Origin of the sequence: Kocuria atrinae, from assembly GCF_039531425.1 — a bacterium.
Classification (GTDB): domain Bacteria; phylum Actinomycetota; class Actinomycetes; order Actinomycetales; family Micrococcaceae; genus Kocuria; species Kocuria atrinae.
This window is the reverse complement of sequence record NZ_BAAAQA010000027.1, coordinates 1-14,953: the sequence shown is the minus strand read 5'-3', so window position 1 is coordinate 14,953 and position 14,953 is coordinate 1. Positions and strand designations below refer to the sequence as shown.

The 14,953-nt window shown below is 65.3% G+C and carries 15 protein-coding genes; 9 read left to right on the top strand and 6 right to left on the bottom strand.

Annotation, left to right across the window (positions count from 1 at the left end; translation table 11 throughout):
• Positions 1–42: 42 nt before the first annotated feature.
• From galK to ABD283_RS14385, 4 genes are all read right to left on the bottom strand, one after another.
• Positions 43–1,290 carry a galactokinase gene (gene galK, locus ABD283_RS12260; protein ID WP_344225288.1) on the bottom strand — a complete coding sequence of 416 codons (1,248 nt, stop codon included), beginning with the start codon at positions 1,288–1,290 and terminating at the stop codon, positions 43–45.
• Complete coding sequence (galT, locus tag ABD283_RS12255) at positions 1,287–2,435, bottom strand: galactose-1-phosphate uridylyltransferase (RefSeq protein WP_344225287.1); 1,149 nt, start codon at positions 2,433–2,435, stop codon at positions 1,287–1,289. Before galT ends, galK begins: the two co-directional genes overlap by 4 nt.
• A 76-nt stretch (positions 2,436–2,511) precedes the next feature.
• Complete coding sequence (locus ABD283_RS12250) at positions 2,512–2,814, bottom strand: hypothetical protein (RefSeq protein WP_344225286.1); 303 nt, start codon at positions 2,812–2,814, stop codon at positions 2,512–2,514.
• Between the two features lie 235 nt (positions 2,815–3,049).
• Complete coding sequence (locus ABD283_RS14385) at positions 3,050–3,298, bottom strand: hypothetical protein (RefSeq protein WP_425552837.1); 249 nt, start codon at positions 3,296–3,298, stop codon at positions 3,050–3,052.
• A 30-nt stretch (positions 3,299–3,328) separates the two neighbouring features.
• Between ABD283_RS14385 and ABD283_RS12245 the strand changes: the two genes are divergently transcribed.
• The 7 genes from ABD283_RS12245 (at position 3,329) to ABD283_RS12215 (ending at position 10,907) form a co-directional block, all read left to right on the top strand.
• On the top strand, positions 3,329–3,673 hold the full coding sequence (locus tag ABD283_RS12245) for an FAD-dependent oxidoreductase (RefSeq protein WP_344225285.1): 345 nt from the start codon (positions 3,329–3,331) through the stop codon (positions 3,671–3,673).
• 9 nt (positions 3,674–3,682) lie between these two features.
• The gene (locus tag ABD283_RS12240; protein ID WP_190782118.1) at positions 3,683–4,339 is read left to right on the top strand and encodes an IclR family transcriptional regulator; all 657 of its coding nucleotides are present in this window, start codon (positions 3,683–3,685) and stop codon (positions 4,337–4,339) included.
• Positions 4,340–4,497: 158 nt separating this feature from the next.
• Entirely contained in the window at positions 4,498–5,733 is a 1,236-nt protein-coding gene (locus tag ABD283_RS12235) for a CaiB/BaiF CoA transferase family protein (RefSeq protein WP_344225284.1), read from the top strand.
• A 1-nt stretch (position 5,734) separates the two neighbouring features.
• On the top strand, positions 5,735–6,616 hold the full coding sequence (locus tag ABD283_RS12230) for a hydroxymethylglutaryl-CoA lyase (RefSeq protein ID WP_344225283.1): 882 nt from the start codon (positions 5,735–5,737) through the stop codon (positions 6,614–6,616).
• A gap of 66 nt (positions 6,617–6,682) precedes the next feature.
• Complete coding sequence (locus tag ABD283_RS12225; protein WP_344225282.1) at positions 6,683–8,122, top strand: 2-hydroxycarboxylate transporter family protein; 1,440 nt, start codon at positions 6,683–6,685, stop codon at positions 8,120–8,122.
• A 76-nt stretch (positions 8,123–8,198) separates the two neighbouring features.
• Positions 8,199–9,899, top strand: coding sequence for a thiamine pyrophosphate-binding protein (locus tag ABD283_RS12220; RefSeq protein WP_344225281.1), 1,701 nt, complete (start codon positions 8,199–8,201; stop codon positions 9,897–9,899).
• A 93-nt stretch (positions 9,900–9,992) separates the two neighbouring features.
• A complete protein-coding gene (locus tag ABD283_RS12215; RefSeq protein WP_344225280.1) occupies positions 9,993–10,907 on the top strand; it encodes a hypothetical protein in 915 nt (304 codons plus the stop codon).
• A 56-nt stretch (positions 10,908–10,963) separates the two neighbouring features.
• Here ABD283_RS12215 and ABD283_RS12210 read toward each other — a convergent pair whose 3' ends face one another.
• Entirely contained in the window at positions 10,964–11,467 is a 504-nt protein-coding gene (locus ABD283_RS12210) for a VOC family protein (protein WP_344225279.1), read from the bottom strand.
• A gap of 50 nt (positions 11,468–11,517) precedes the next feature.
• On the opposite strand from ABD283_RS12210, the gene ABD283_RS12205 reads away from it, so the two are divergent.
• The gene (locus ABD283_RS12205) at positions 11,518–12,312 is read left to right on the top strand and encodes a helix-turn-helix domain-containing protein (RefSeq protein WP_344225278.1); all 795 of its coding nucleotides are present in this window, start codon (positions 11,518–11,520) and stop codon (positions 12,310–12,312) included.
• Here the strand turns inward: ABD283_RS12205 and ABD283_RS12200 are convergent.
• Positions 12,303–13,628, bottom strand: coding sequence for a cryptochrome/photolyase family protein (locus tag ABD283_RS12200; protein ID WP_344225277.1), 1,326 nt, complete (start codon positions 13,626–13,628; stop codon positions 12,303–12,305). The two genes, ABD283_RS12205 and ABD283_RS12200, sit on opposite strands and share 10 nt — an antisense overlap.
• A gap of 129 nt (positions 13,629–13,757) precedes the next feature.
• On the opposite strand from ABD283_RS12200, the gene ABD283_RS12195 reads away from it, so the two are divergent.
• Positions 13,758–14,303 carry a DUF3253 domain-containing protein gene (locus ABD283_RS12195; RefSeq protein WP_344225276.1) on the top strand — a complete coding sequence of 182 codons (546 nt, stop codon included), beginning with the start codon at positions 13,758–13,760 and terminating at the stop codon, positions 14,301–14,303.
• Positions 14,304–14,953: the final 650 nt, after the last annotated feature.

Sequence of the window (14,953 nt, the reverse complement as noted above, 5' to 3'; positions counted from 1 at the left end):
TACCGCCTCCGCATGCTCCTCATCACCGGTGGACTCGACGCCTCACCCCACACTCAACTCTGAAGAGCCTGTAATCCGCTCCGCACCGTCCGCCGGGAGGACGGTGAAGATGTCGGGGGTTTGCAGTTCGTGGGCGGTGAAGGCGCTGAGGACGGCGTCCCGGATCTGGCCCAGCTGGACCGCGTGGACGAGGGCGATCGCGGAGCCGCCGAAACCGCCGCCGGTCATTCGGGCGCCCAAGGCCCCGGCGTTCAGAGCGGAGGCCACGGCCAGGTCGAGTTCGAAGCAGGAGACTTGGTAGTCCTCGCGCAGGGAGACATGCGACTCGGTCAGCAATTTGCCGACGCCGTTCAGGTCACCGTGGCGCAGCCGCTCCACCGTTTCCAGCACCCGGCGGTTCTCGGTCTGCACGTGCCGAACACGGCGAGCCGTTTCCACGTCAAGGGCGTCGAGAAACGGGGCGGGAGCGGCGTCGTCGGCGGTGGCGGAGAGGTCGCGCAGGGAGGTGACGCCCAAGGTGGTGGCGGCGCGTTCACACGAGGCGCGGCGGGCGGCGTATCCGCCGTCGGCGTGGGAGTGGGCGACCTTGGTGTCGATCACGAGCACACTGAGGCCATGCTCGGCCAGCGGTAGCGGCACGATCTCGGATTCGAGGGTGCGGCAGTCGAGGAACAGCGCGCCGCCGGCCCGGCCCATGAGCGACGCGGACTGGTCCATGATCCCAGTGGGGGCGCCGACGAATTCGTTTTCCGCCCGCTGGGTGAGGCGGGCGAGGTCCGGGTGGCTCAGGCCCAGGCCCAGGAGGTCGTTGAGGGCCACGATTGTGGCGACTTCGACCGCGTGGGATGAGGACAGGCCCGCCCCCACGGGCACGGTGGAGTCGAGGAGCACTTCGAATCCGGGGACATCAATGCCATCCAGGCCAGCGAGGACGTGGACGACGCCGGCGGGATAGGCGCCCCAGCCGTCGACCGAGCCGGGGGCGAGCTCGGCGATGGTGAAGCTGACCTTTGCGAGGCCGCCGTCGGGGGCGTAGCTGGAGGCCAGGTCCGCGGAGTGCGCGGCTGAATCGCTTGACTGTTTGAGCCGCACGGCGACCATGGCGGCGCGGTCGATGGCGAAGGGAAGCACAAAACCGTCGTTGTAGTCCGTATGCTCCCCGATGAGATTCACCCGACCCGGGGCACGCCAGACGCCGTGCGGTGGATGGCCGTAGAGCTCGGTGAATCGGCGGGTAAGCCGTTCGGCGCGGGTGCGATCGTCAATCTGCGCGGGCTGCCGGTAGGTCATGACGCGGTCTGCCTCAGTCGCTCGGCGGTCTGTTCCGCGGGGATGTCGTTGATAAAGGCACCCATGGCGGCCTCGGAGCCGGCGAGGAATTTCAGTTTGTCCTCGGCGCGGCGGGGGCTGGTTAGCTGCAGGTGGAGCCAGCCGGCTTCGCGGTCCGCGCTCGACACCGGCGTCTGATGCCACGCGGCGATGTACGGCGTGGGGGTCGAGTACAGCCGGTCCACGCGCCGCACGAGGTCGCGGTAGAGCACGGCCAGTTCGTCACGTTCGTCACCGGTCAGTGCGGCGAGATCGGGGACCTGTCGGTGCGGGACCAGATGCACCTCCAACGGCCAGCGTGCGGCGTAGGGGACGTAGGCGGAGAAGTGGTCGCCGGTCAGCACCATGCGGTCGCCGGCGTCGGTTTCATCGCGGAGCAGTTCGCCCATGAGGGGCCGGCCGGTCGCGTCCAGGTGGGCCCGCGAGCGCTCGGCCAGTCGTGCGGCGGTCGGTGCGGCATAGGGGTAGGCGTAGATCTGCCCGTGCGGATGATGCAGGGTCACGCCGATTTGTTCGCCGCGGTTCTCGAACGGGAACACGTGGCGAATGCCCTGCATGGCGGACAACGCCTCGGTTCGCTGAGCCCAGGCCTCGACGACCGTGCGGGCGCGCTCCAAGGGCAGGGACGCGAAGGAACCTTCGTGCTCGGGCGTGTAAACCACCACTTCGCAGCGGCCATACGCGGGCGACGCCGCTCCCCACAGTTCCCGACTCGTCGCACCTTCCGGGGACGGCAGCTCCCCCAGCTCCGGACCGAGTGACGGGAAGCGGTTCTCGAAGGCGACCACGTGGAAGTCCTCGACCGGGATCTCCGACTCCCGCCCGTCCACTGACGGGCACAGCGGACACTCATCGGCCGGCGGCAGGTACGTGCGACTCTGCCGGTGTGCGGCCACCGCGACCCACTCCCCCGTCAGTCGGTCGAAGCGCACCTGACCGTGACCGGAGCGCTCGCCCAGCGGGCGGTCGTCAACCACATGCTCCACGGGTGCGACGCCACTGTCGCTGAAGAACACGGCCTCCCGCCCGTCGGCCAGGCGGTGGGTTCGGTGCTCGATGAGGGCTGCGCCCGTGGAGTCCCTCGCGGAATCAGCGGCCCTACCCATTGCACATCCCTGCCTGCTCGATGGTGAATGTCGGGTTCACTGTCTCACACGCCGTACGCATTGGGCCTGCGCACAATCACTGATCGTTTTCCGTCATCTGCTCCCACTTGGTCGATCCGGGCAATGGGCCGCGAGGGTCCAAGGTGTCGTGGTCTGGGTTCGAAACGCGAGCGGGCGACGTCGTCGGGCTGGGTGTGCTGCTGGCCGCCTCGCTCGAGGTCGAAGAGGCGCTCTGACTGGGACCCGGCTCCTGGTCGGCAGAGGAGGTCTCGCAGCCCACCAAGAGCCCACCCATGATCAGCGCCGCCGCCCCCGCTGCCGCCGCCCGGGCCAGTCCGGCCGAGCGAGCTTGTGCAGTGTTTTCAAGTTCACGATTCACGATTACCCCCGTAGATTCTGCTGGGCGCCTCATGCGCCTGCCTCGATCTAAGCCGCTGGGAGAACTCAAATCATCGGCCTCGGCGGATCTGTGGATAACTCCGGTGGGGCGGTCGGTAATGGGCGGGTGGGCGGCGTCGGCGTGGCCGGAGATGCCGGGGAGAGCGCGCTCGAAAAGGAAGATGGGGTGGTCGCCCAGCAAACCGGGCATAATTCCGGGATCCCTCAAGGTGGGGCTATGGGCGCGGGGCCAGGGGCAGCAAGCGTTCCATCTGATGGAGCGCCAACCGCATTTGTTCTTCTGTAGCAACCGTCAGCCGCTGGAATACGAGCCCGTCCAGGGAGGCGAATACCAGCCTCGCAACAGCTTCGTCCGCCTCATAGCCAGCGGCGGACAAGGCCCCCTGCATGCGATTGATATAGGCGGAATACAGACGCTCTGCTGCCGGCCTCAGGGCTGGCATCCCTCGTGAGGCCAACACCATTTCGAACTGGAATGCCTACCGTTCGGGGAAGTGTCGCACCTCGGCAATAACGTTACTGAGTACTTCGACGACGACGTCGCTGCGGCACAAGTCATGCTCGACAACCTCGTTCCGGGGCTGGAGGTCTTGGACGCCACCGGCCACAACTGGGTTGAGGACCAATACGCGGGTGAGACCTGGCCCATGCACTATGCCGGGCACCTCACGGAGTGCTTCGAGGGACTCCAACAGCCCGATGGTCGGGTATACCTGGCCGGCGCGGATTACGCCACGGGTTGGGGCGGGTTCATCGACGGCGCCATTGAGAGTGGCCTGACAGCCGCACGCCACGTTCACGATCTGCTCTCTCACCAGCAGGGGTCACCGCGCCCCTAGAGTGGTGCCATGTCTTCCCTCGAATCGCCGAACAGCAATCGGAGCCTGGAACGCGTGGCCGCGATTCTCGATGCGGTCAATCATTCATCGGCTTCCGCTAGCGAAATTGCGCGCCGCACGGGCCTGTCGGTGTCCACAACTCACCGTCTGGCCTTGTCCATGACCGAGTACGGGTTTTTGCGTCGCGCTGAGAACGGAGACTTCCGCCTGGGTTCTCGCTTTGTCCAGTCAGCACTGGAGAAAGTAGCCCTGCCTGTGCTGACGGCATTGCGTGACGCCACGGCCGAGAGTGCCCAGTTGTGGATCCGCCGCGGTGATGATCGGATTTGTGTGCTCAGTTCGGACAGTCACCAGGAGCTGCGTGCGTCTCTGCCGCCCGGGTCTCGTCTGGCCCTTCCCGCCGGTTCGAGCGGCCACCTGCTGGCCCATGCACCCGAGGCCTTGGAGCAGATGGAAGCACACGGATGGGTGGAATCCTCCGGACGCCGAACCCCCGGGCTGGGGTCTGTGAGTGCGCCCGTGAACCTGCGTGGCCAAGTGATCGCTGCTGTCTGCCTGGCCATGCCCCTCGCTCGCGTCACCACATCGCCCGGGCAGGATTTTGGAAAGGCGGTGGCCGATGCGGCGTTACGCATCAGCCAGGACCTCGAACAAGCAGCGCCTTAGCTGCTCCGGTACGTCTCTTACTCAACCCCCTCGATGTGTTGTCGAGGGGGTTGTTGTGTTCCGCATCACTTGGTATGGTCTTCCCGCCAAACAGAAGCGATATCCCATTCAGTGAGAAACCGCGGATATCCTACGGCTAGACCAAGGACACAGACACCATGACCGAGAATCTGCACTTGGAGGGCAACTCCCTCCCCCTGGAAGGCATCCGCGTCCTCGAACTCGGGAGTTTCATCGCGGCACCCTTCGCCGCCCGGCTCTTCGGCGATTTCGGCGCGGAAGTCATCAAGATCGAACGCCCCGACGGCGGCGATGAGTTGCGCGACTGGCGCAAGACCCGCGGAAGTACATCCATGCTGTTCCGAACCCTGGGCCGCAACAAGAAGTCCGTGACTTTGGACCTGCGTTCGGAGACGGGTCGTGAGGCCGCCAAGAAGATAGCGGCCCAGTGCGACGTCGTCATCGAGAATTTCCGCCCCGGCACCCTCGAGAAGTGGGGATTGGGTCCAGAGGTGCTCACCGACCTCAACCCGGACATGGTGATGGTACGAATCTCCGGCTACGGCCAGACCGGTCCGTACCGGAACCGTGCCGGCTTCGGCAGCTCGGCCGAATCCTTTGCCGGCCTGCGGTACATCACCGGCGAGCCCGACCGCCCCGCCGGTCGCGCCGCCGCCTCAATGGGTGACACGGTCGCCGGCCTGTACGGGGTGATCGGGGCCTTAATGCTCATGCTCCAAAAAGCCCGCGGCGCGTGCTCCGCCGGTCCGCAGGTCGTGGACGTCGCGCTCTACGAAGGCGTGTTCAGCCTGCTGGAGTCCCTGGTGCCCGACTACGACGCGTACGGCATGGTCCGCAAGCGCACCGGGGGCCGACTGCCCGGGGTTGTCCCGACCGGGTCCTATCCGTGCTCGGACGGCCTGGAAGTGGTCATAGGAGGCAACTCCAATTCCGTGTTCGTCCGCCTGATGCGGGCCATGGGCCGGGAGGATCTCGCCGCCGATGAAACACTGCGCACCACGCAGGCACGCGGCGCCAGGGAAGAAGAACTCAACGGCGCCATTGCAGCATGGACCTCGAGCCACCCACTCTCCGAAGTCCTGGAACTCCTTGACGCCGCCGGTGTTCCGGCGGGCCCGGTCTACGACGCGCCGGCCATTGCCGAGGATGAGCACTATCTGGCCCGTGACATGATCCAGACCCACGAGGTGGTGATCGAGGACGAACCCGAGATGATCCGATTCCCCGGCGTAGTGCCCAAAATCCCCGGTCACGAAGGCCGAGTCCAATGGGTGGGTCCGGAGTTGGGCGAGCACACGGAGCAGGTGCTCCGTGATCTCGCGGGCCTGACCTCGGATCAGATCGCGGACATCACGCTGCAGGGGGTGCGCTGAGATGCGGGTGAAGATCACCGATGTCTTTCTGCGGGACGGGCTTCAGGACGAGAACGTGATCGTCCCCACCGCGGACAAGGTGGCCGTGGGAAAGGCCCTGGTGAACGCGGGGCTGACCCGATTGGAAGTCGCCTCGTTCGTGAATCCCACGAAGGTCCCGCAGATGGCCGACGCCGCAGCGGTTCTGGCCGCAATGCCGACCGCCTCCGGCGTCACATACACCTCGCTGGCCCTCAACGGTCGCGGAATCGCCCGGGCCGTGGCCGCCGGCGCCACCGACATTCAGGTGGTCACCTCGGCCAGTCAGGCCCACAGCAGCGCGAACGCCGGGCAGGGTATCGAGGAGGCGCTGGCCGATCTCGCGGCAGAAATTGCCCAGTATCCACAGATCCATTTCTTCGCCGGGATTTCTACGGCTTTCACGTGCCCGTTCGAAGGTGAGATCGACCCCGCACATTTGCTGCGGGTGGTCCGAGCATTCAAGGACATGGGTATCACCGACCTCGGCCTGGCCGACACCCTGGGCACCTCGCCGACCGAGCAGGTCATTGGTTCTCTGGACCACGTGATTCAGGCGGAGCCGGACCTCACATATTCGTTGCATCTGCACAACGCGCATGGTCAGGCGCTGAAAACCGTCAGCACCGCGATCGACCGTCTGGGAATCACGCGTTTCGACAGCGCGCTCGGTGGGTTCGGTGGTTGCCCCTACGCTCCCGGGGCCCACGGCAACATTGCCACCGAAGAGCTGGTGCGCCACCTTCATGCGTCCGGCCACGACACCGGTATCGATGAAATCCGGCTTGACGAGGCGGTCGCCCTGGCCCGCGATGTGGTGGCTCACTCACCTGCGATTTCCGCGGCACTGCCGGCCTCCCGATAACACCTCTCTTCGCTAACCCCACACATGCCCACGGGCACCAACGACCACATGACCTAGGGGACACCGATGTCCACAACACGTTCCGATTCCACGTCCACCGAATTCATCACCGAGACATCCGATCGGGATCCTCGCAACCCTGACACGGGGATGCACCGGCGAGTCTCCCCGACTACAGGCCCCCGGCGGGCGACTCATTATCCCGGCCGCCAAGGCCTTCGCATCACCAGCACACCGGCCCCGATCTTCATCGTGTTCGCTGCGGTCGTCCTGGTCGCGGCGTTGACCGGGAATCTGCCCGATTCCATGCTGTCCGGCTTTGCCGTGACCATCCTCCTGGGCGGTTTCCTGATCTGGTTGGGCAACCTGGTCCCTGTCGTGCGTGATTTCGGATTGCCCACGATCCTGTGCACCTTTGTCCCGGCCGTGCTGATTTTCGCCGGCCTCATGCCTGAGAACGCCGTGGCTGTCGTTCAGAATTTCGTGGACGGTTACGGGTTCCTCGACTTCTTCGTCATGGCGCTCATCGCCGGCTCCATCCTGGGCATGCCCCGAGCACTGCTCCTGAAGGCCGGACCCCGATTCGCCGTTCCCCTGGTGGGATGTCTGATGGCGACGTTCGTCCTGATCGGCGGACTGGGCGCGGTCACCGGTTTCGGTTTCCTGGAGGGAATCCTGTTCGTGGCCGCCCCCATCATGGCGGGTGGCCTGGGCCTGGGCGCAGTCCCGATGTCCGAGATGTATGCGGCCCGCACCGGTGGTGACGCCGCCTCCTTCATGGGTGATTTGATGTCGGCCGTGGTGATGGCCAACATCGTGTGCATTCTTATTGCCGGGGTGTACAACGGTGTGGGCAAACGCAAGAAGCAACTGTTCGTCGGTTTCAACGGATACGGCCAGTTGATGCGTGTTCAGGGCAAAGCGGACGAGATGGCATTGCCCGCCAAGAAGGATCTCTCTTCGTTCATCTCCCTGGGGAAGGGCCTGCTCATCGCCGCGGTCCTGTTCGTGGCCGGTAACCTGGTCGCCGCCTACCTCCCGGTGCTGCACCCCTACGCCTGGACCATTCTCTTTGCGGCCATGGTCAAGATCTTCGGTCTGCTTCCGAAGGATCTGGAGGACGGCAGTTCCGAGTGGGGTGACATGATCGGTGCGATCCTGGTTCCCGCCCTGCTCGTGGGTGTCAGCATGACGTACATTGATATCCAGGAAGTCCTGGCCTCCCTGAGCAATCCGATGTTCATTGTCCTCACCATCTGCACGGTGATCGTGGCCACCCTCAGCTCCGGTTTTCTGGGGTGGCTGGTGAACTTCCACTTTGTGGAGGCTGCCATCACCCCGGGTCTGGTCATGGCGGACACCGGAGGATCCGGCGATGTTTCGGTCCTCAGCGCCGCAAACCGAATGCACCTGATGCCATTCGCCGCGCTGACCAACCGCTTGGGTGGCGCCCTGGTCCTGTTCGTCACCTCCCTGCTCGTCCCGCTGCTGAGCATCGCAGGATAGGTAGCTCCCCACCCGCGGCCCTCGTACCCTGGGGGCTGAGCGTGATCCGCCACACCGACAACAACGGAGATCTCCCATGACCAGCGCTGAAGCCACCGCGCCCACTCACCATGCCCCCGCAAGAACCCTGACCGTCTCCACGGCCATTGCGGAGGTTATCGCCGAACGATCCGACCACTTGTTCGGGCTGATGGGCAACGGCAACGCGCACGTGATCAGTCACCTCACCTACCAGGGGTTCCCGTTCACGTCCGCGCGGCACGAGGTGGCCACGGTGACCATGGCCGATGCCTACCACCGGGCCACCGGCCGGATCGGTGCGGCCACGGTCACCTACGGCGCCGGGTTCACCAACACCTTCACCGGCCTGGCCGAGGCTCGCCTGGCGCGGGTTCCGCTGGTGCTCGTGGTGGGTGACGCGCCCACCACGGGTAGGCGACCGTTCGACATCGACCAGGCCGCGGCGGCGTCGGCGGTGGGAGTGACCACCCTGGTGGCCGGCCCGGACAATGCCGCGGCCGTCACCCACCGCGCCTTCGAGCTGGCCGAGCAGACCGTGCAGCCGGTGATCGTGGCGATCCCCTACAACCACGCGACCGCCCCGCTCACCGAGCAGACCCCATTGGAACCGCTGGCGGAGAAACCCTCCTGGACAGCGCCGGGTGAGGAGCTCGACCGCATCGCCGCCGTGCTGCGCGGCGCGGAACGTCCGTTGATCCTGGCCGGGCGGGGTGTCCTGCTCGGCGACGCCGCCGCGGCCCTCCAGGAGCTCGGCGATCGCCTGGGTGCCCTGTTCATGACCTCGGTCATGGCCACCAATGCCGTGGATTCCCCGTGGAATCTGGGGATCGCCGGGGGCTTCACGCGCGAGCATCGCCTGGATCTGGCGCGACGGGCGGACGTGGTTCTGGTGGCCGGCGCGAGCCTCAACACCTTCCAGTCGCGCTACGGAACGCTCTTCTCCCCGGACGCGCGCGTGATTCGCATCGACAACGAACCCGAGGCCGCCATGGCCCACCCGCAGGTCACGGATTACGTGCGCGCGGACCTGGGTCCCGCCACCGCCGGGTTGCTCGCCCGCATTTCCGCCGCCGACGTCGCATCCACCTGGCGCGCGGCCGTGCCCGAGGTGGCCGGTGACGCGTTCCGCTCCGCCGAACCCGTGGAGGACCCCGCCGAGTTCGGCCCGGACGGTCGCCTCAATCCCCGTGCATTGGTCTCAGCCCTCGAGGAGATCCTGCCCGCCGAGCGGTCGGTGGTCATGGACGGTGGGCACTTCATCGGCTGGGCACCCATGTATCTCTCCGTCCCGGACCCGCAGGCCATGGTGCTGGTGGGCACGGCATTCCAGTCCATCGGGTTGGGCTTCGGTTCAGCGGCCGGGGTCTCGGTGGCGCGACCGGAACGCACCACGGTATTCGTCACCGGCGACGGCGGCGGGCTGATGGGCCTGGCCGACCTCGAGACCTTCGTGCGCGCCACCCGCCGCGGCGTGGTGGTGGTGCTCAACGACTCCGCCTACGGCGCCGAACTCCACCAGTACGCGTCCAAGGGCCTGGACCCCACGGCCATGCTCATCGACGAGGTGGATTTCGCCGCGATGGGCAAGGCCATGGGTGCCGAGGGTGCCAAGGTCCGCACCCTGGCGGAGCTGTCCACACTCACCGACTGGCTGGCCTGCCATGACGAGGGCGTGTTCGTTCTGGACGTGGCCATCTCCCAGAAGGTTGTGGCGGAGTACATGGCGGCTTCGCTGGACGCGGGGAGGCGGTTGTAGGCAGGTGGTTAAGGGGGCTGGCGGAGTTTGCTGACGCCGAGCAACATTCATGTCTTAAGGACACGGGTTCTTTGCGTCTGCAACTATTAGGGCATGACTCTCTCATCACCCCCCAGTGAGGGACCGAATCAGGTCCCCTTCCAACAGCCGCAACCTTATCCCGGGCAGAATGGCCACAATTGGTCAACACAAACACTGCCCCCGCAGCAGCCCAAGAAAAATCAGTCGAACATTCTCGGCCTCATCGCGCTCATCACAGCTGCGATCGGTTTTATCTTTGCCTGCATCCCAGGTGCCCTCATTATCGGCTGGATTCTTCTGCCAGTCGCTTTCATTCTCGGTCTCGTCTCGCTGTTCCTGCAGGGCAAGTCAAAGTGGATGGGCATCACTGCATTGATTCTCTCGATCGTGGGCACGGTCGTAGGAGCTGTAGTGTTCCTGGTGGTTGTATCCACTGCATTTGACGAATCCTTCGGCAGTGGGGACACCACCGTGGCGGGACCCTCTGAAGATTCGGACGCTGGGATTGAGCAGAATGCTGACAAAGAAGTAGCAGCGGACGAAGGATCCTCTGAAAAGGGCACTCGTGGAAACCCATACCCGATCGGCTCGACCATCGAGAACGACGAATGGCGCGTTGTCGTGAACTCGGTGACCCCTGATGCCACCGACGCCGTCCTCTCCGAGAACGAGCTCAACGACCCGGCGGCTGATGGCTCACAATACATGCTTGTGAATTACTCGACGACGTATTTAGGCGACAATGCAGACGGCGAAATACCTGCGTTTGTCACGGTGGAGTACGTGACAGCAGATGGGACAACGGTCAACAGCTTCGACAATGTTGTCGTGGTACCCGATGCCATCGATACCCTCAGCACTCTGTACACGGATGGCACGGCCACAGGCAATGCTGCCTTTGAAGTCCCGACAGATACCGCTGACCAAGGTGTTCTCGCAATTACTCCGGGAATACTCGGTGACAAGGCTTTTGTCGGAGTCAAGTAATATTCAAAAGACCAATAGTGGATGCCCTCGAGATCTTCTCGGGGGCATCTGTTTGTCTACCCCATCCCCGCCGACCACTCCTCCACCCGCTTCTGCGACTCCTCATCGCTGAGATCCTCCACCCGGGTCATGACGGACCACCGCACGCCGAAGGGATCGCGGACACTCGCGTACCGATCCCCCGACACGAAATTGGTGGTCTCCTCCCGCAAAGTGGCACCGGCGGCAACCGCGGAGGCCACGACGTCGTCGACGTTCGGGCAGTACAGCGCGAGCGAATAGGTGACGTCGTCGCCGTCGGTATCCGGGGCGACAAGGTGGTAGTCCGGCTGGGCGGCACCCAACTGCAGGCGGCCGTCCGCGAACTGCAGCTCGGCGTGGACCACGACATCACCAAAACGGAAAGCACTGATGAGCTGGGCGCCGAACACCTCCTGGTAGAAGGCGAGGGCCGCGGTCGGATCGGCGACGGCCAGAAACGGCGTGATGGACGAGTAACCGTGCGGGGTGCCGTTGGTGGTGTGTGATCCGGTGGCGGGGGAGTTCTGCTGTGTCGTCATGTCTGGAACGGTAGACCCGCGCGCGGGCCGGCGGCTTGTATATTCCTGCCATGGGCGAGCTACCGGAGATCTCCGAGCGAGGGGTGCTCTACCCGCGCCGCCTACCCCCTCGATTCCAGCGAATTCCCGCCACCGGGCCGGTCGGCGAGCTCGTCGTCTGGTGGTGGATCGCCCAGTGGAATGAGCCCCTGGGTTCGGTCTCGCGCCAAGACCTACTGCCCTTCCCCGGCTGCAATTTGGTGGTCGAGCGGGACATGGTGGGTTTCGCCGGCCCGACGACGCGCGCGTCGCATCGCGACCTCGTCGGCAGCGGGTGGGCCGTGGCCGCGCTGCTGCGCCCGGCCGCGGTGCCTGCCTTCGCGAGTGGCCCGGCGAGCGTGCGGGACAGCTACGTTTCGTTATTGGTGCCAGAGCTGCACTCCCGGGTTGCAGAGGCAGTCGCCGCCGGGGATTTCAACGACGCCGTGGCGAGACTGTCCGCGTGGGTCACCGCACGGGTGGGTCCGGTGACGGATGAAGCACGACTCGCGAATGCGTTGGCCGAGGTAGCCGGGTCCGACTCTTCCGTTGTCTCCGTGGGTGACTTGGCAACAGCGTTGAACGTATCGCAGCGGACAGTGCACCGATTGGCCGAGCAGTACATCGGGCTGACACCGCATGCGTTGATCCGGAGACGGCGCTTGCAAGAGGCCGCGGAACACATCCGGTCCGAACCAGGCGTGAGTCTTTCCACTGTTGCTGCAGCCCATGGGTTCTCTGATCAAGCCCATTTCGCCCGGGAGTTCCAGCGGTTCTTGGGGCAGACGCCGCGGGAGTATCGGGGCGCGTCCGAGCATTACAGCTGACTGTTCAGATCCAATGCGTGGGCGCGGGATTCTTTGAGATCCACAATGGGCTCCACGCCCTCCTGGCGGCCGTTCCAACGGTCCACATAGGCGAAGTCCGGGTCGAAGCGCTTCTGCTGCGTCTCGGGATTGAAGATCCGGAAGTAGGGGGCGGCGTCCGTGCCGCAGCCGGCCACCCACTGCCAATTGTGGGGGTTGTTCGCGGCGTCCGCGTCCACGAGGGTGTCCCAGAACCACTGCTCGCCCAGGCGCCAGTCGATCAGCAAGTTCTTGGCCAGCAGCGACGCCACAACCATCCGCACCCGGTTCTGCATGATCCCGGTCTCCCACAGCTCGTGCATCCCGGCATCCACGAGCGGGATGCCGGTGCGTCCGCGCTGCCACGCGGCGAGCGCGTCCTCGTCCAGCTCCGGCCACGGGAAGTGCTCGTACTTGGGGTTGATGGGGCGCTCGGCCATGTCCGGGTGGATGTAGAGGTTGTACCAGGAGAACTCGCGCCAGCCGAGCTCGGTGAGGAACGTGCCGGGGTTCCCGCCCCGGTGCAGCGCCGTGTGCCACACGGTGTAGGGACTGATCTCGCCCCACCGCAGGTGCGGGGACAGCCCGGACGTGGCCGGTTTGGCGGGGTAATCGCGATCCTTGGTGTAGGTGGGCAAGCGCTCCTCGAGAAAGTCGTCCAGCCGCTCGTGCGCAGCCTGCTCCCCTACCGCCCAGGTCTGGGCGAGTCCGCCGGACCAATCCGGGTGCGTAGGCAGTAGGTGCCAGTCGGCCAGGTTCTCCGAGTCCGGGGCCGGCTGGGCGGGGGTGAGTGCCGACGGCGCCGGATACGGTGCCCTCGGCGGCGGGCCGCTCGTGCACGCGCGCCAGAACGGGGTGAACACCTTGAACGGGTTCCCGCTCTGGTTGGTGATGGCCCACGGCTCGAACAGCAGGGAGCCCGCGTACGAGTGCGCCTCCACACCGTTCTCCCCCGCCCATTCCTTCAGCGCGGCGTCCACGGCGCGCTCGGCCCCGCCGTAGCGGCGGTTCCACAGCAGGGTATCCGCGCCCGTCTCGCGAACGACGTCGCTCACCACCTCCTGCGCCGGGCCCCGCCGCAGTGTCAGGGGCGCCCCCAGATCCGCGAGGTCCGCGGCCAGCGAGGTCAGGGAGTGGTGCAGCCACCACTTGGCGGCACCGCCCAGCGGGCGGATACCCTCGGACTCCTCGTCCAAGACGTAGAGACACACCACGGGTTCGCCGCGTTCCACGGCGTGGTGCAGGGCCGGATGGTCGGTGACCCGCAGGTCATCGCGGAACCACACTACGGTTGTCATCTCGGTTCGTCACCCATCTCTCGACTGTCGCTCAATGTACACACGTTCGGTGTAGGTGGGGATGGCGGGCGGTGCGAACGAAGACGCACAGGAGCTGCCCTTCCTCGCTCTCGTGTGATGAAGTGAACCATGACCCACGAGTCAACACCCTCACCGAACATTGATCCCACACCCGGCCAGAGCCCATCGACATCGGGACCCGAGCGCACCCCCGATGGCCACCACATCATTGTCAACGGGCGGAAGTGGCGGGCTTCGGACCCGTCCATTCCGGAAAAGTTGCGCGCCGAACTCGTCGCCGAGCTGATGGCCGCGCGCCGGCTCGTGCGCACCGACCCTGAGCACGCGCGGCCACGTGTGCAGGACGCGAAGGTAGCGCTCGGGGAACGGGGCGAGGCCTGGTGGGAGCATACGGACCAGGGTCGGTCGCAGCGCATCGTGGCGACTATCAAGGCGCTGCTGCGCCATCGTGACGGCACCACGATCTGTCCGAGCGACGCGGCGAAGGTCGTGGGCGGCGCAGACTGGCGGATGCTCATGGACCGGACACGCAATGTCGCCGCGGGCCTGCACCGCGAGGGCGTGGTGGAGGTGCAGCAACGCGGCAAAAGAGTGGACCCCACCTCCGCGCGCGGGCCGCTGCGGATCGCGCCGGGACCGGAACTCGGGCCATGAGTCCCCGCCCAAGGTGGCTCCGCCGTCCGTAGCCTTGTGTTGACTTACAGGGACACGGGACATCGGGGATAAAGAACTATTTGCATCACTCCGAAACCACCGGCCCTGGATTTCGTCGCTACCATCTTCGATAGTGTCGCGCCTATCGCTTGCGATCGGAAGCGCCCCCATCAATCACCTTGAGCCACCTCGTGGGCACGGGGCCTCCCGCACCGGGGAGGATTCTATGGCCAGCCAGCCCCGGGCCATCCACTGCCAGCTTCATAGGCTTTCGTCAAGCGGCTAGAACCATTTTTTCGCTTGGCCCGCACGCCTCAAAGCCAATGAAGGTCAAGGTATCCTTCAGAAGCGACAGAAACGGCGCATCGTCTTGGCTTAGGTTCAGCTTCTAGATTTTCCTAAACACGCATCGTTGTCAGGAAACGGGCCGGAATCACGCAACGCTGTCCTGTTCAGGCGCTCACCAGCTTCAGCCTCTCCTGGTAGTGAACTCGTTCTCCGATGATCTATCAGATGTATGGGTGCGGTACGGACATCCGAGTGTCAACATGTCCGAGTCGCTGGAGCATCAAATGGCTAGCTGTAAGAGGGCATGACGTTATTGGCAGGGGCCGGGACGCGTGAGGCCGGGGGATGATCGCCACAGGCGG

Coding starts and splice junctions, on each gene's coding strand:
- galK (WP_344225288.1), bottom strand. CDS start 1,290: ATGACCTACCGGCAGCCCGCGCAGATTGACGATCGCACCCGCGCCGAA.
- galT (WP_344225287.1), bottom strand. CDS start 2,435: ATGGGTAGGGCCGCTGATTCCGCGAGGGACTCCACGGGCGCAGCCCTC.
- ABD283_RS14385 (WP_425552837.1), bottom strand. CDS start 3,298: ATGGTGTTGGCCTCACGAGGGATGCCAGCCCTGAGGCCGGCAGCAGAG.
- ABD283_RS12240 (WP_190782118.1), top strand. CDS start 3,683: ATGTCTTCCCTCGAATCGCCGAACAGCAATCGGAGCCTGGAACGCGTG.
- ABD283_RS12235 (WP_344225284.1), top strand. CDS start 4,498: ATGACCGAGAATCTGCACTTGGAGGGCAACTCCCTCCCCCTGGAAGGC.
- ABD283_RS12230 (WP_344225283.1), top strand. CDS start 5,735: ATGCGGGTGAAGATCACCGATGTCTTTCTGCGGGACGGGCTTCAGGAC.
- ABD283_RS12225 (WP_344225282.1), top strand. CDS start 6,683: ATGTCCACAACACGTTCCGATTCCACGTCCACCGAATTCATCACCGAG.
- ABD283_RS12220 (WP_344225281.1), top strand. CDS start 8,199: ATGACCAGCGCTGAAGCCACCGCGCCCACTCACCATGCCCCCGCAAGA.
- ABD283_RS12215 (WP_344225280.1), top strand. CDS start 9,993: ATGACTCTCTCATCACCCCCCAGTGAGGGACCGAATCAGGTCCCCTTC.
- ABD283_RS12210 (WP_344225279.1), bottom strand. CDS start 11,467: ATGACGACACAGCAGAACTCCCCCGCCACCGGATCACACACCACCAAC.
- ABD283_RS12205 (WP_344225278.1), top strand. CDS start 11,518: ATGGGCGAGCTACCGGAGATCTCCGAGCGAGGGGTGCTCTACCCGCGC.
- ABD283_RS12200 (WP_344225277.1), bottom strand. CDS start 13,628: ATGACAACCGTAGTGTGGTTCCGCGATGACCTGCGGGTCACCGACCAT.
- ABD283_RS12195 (WP_344225276.1), top strand. CDS start 13,758: ATGACCCACGAGTCAACACCCTCACCGAACATTGATCCCACACCCGGC.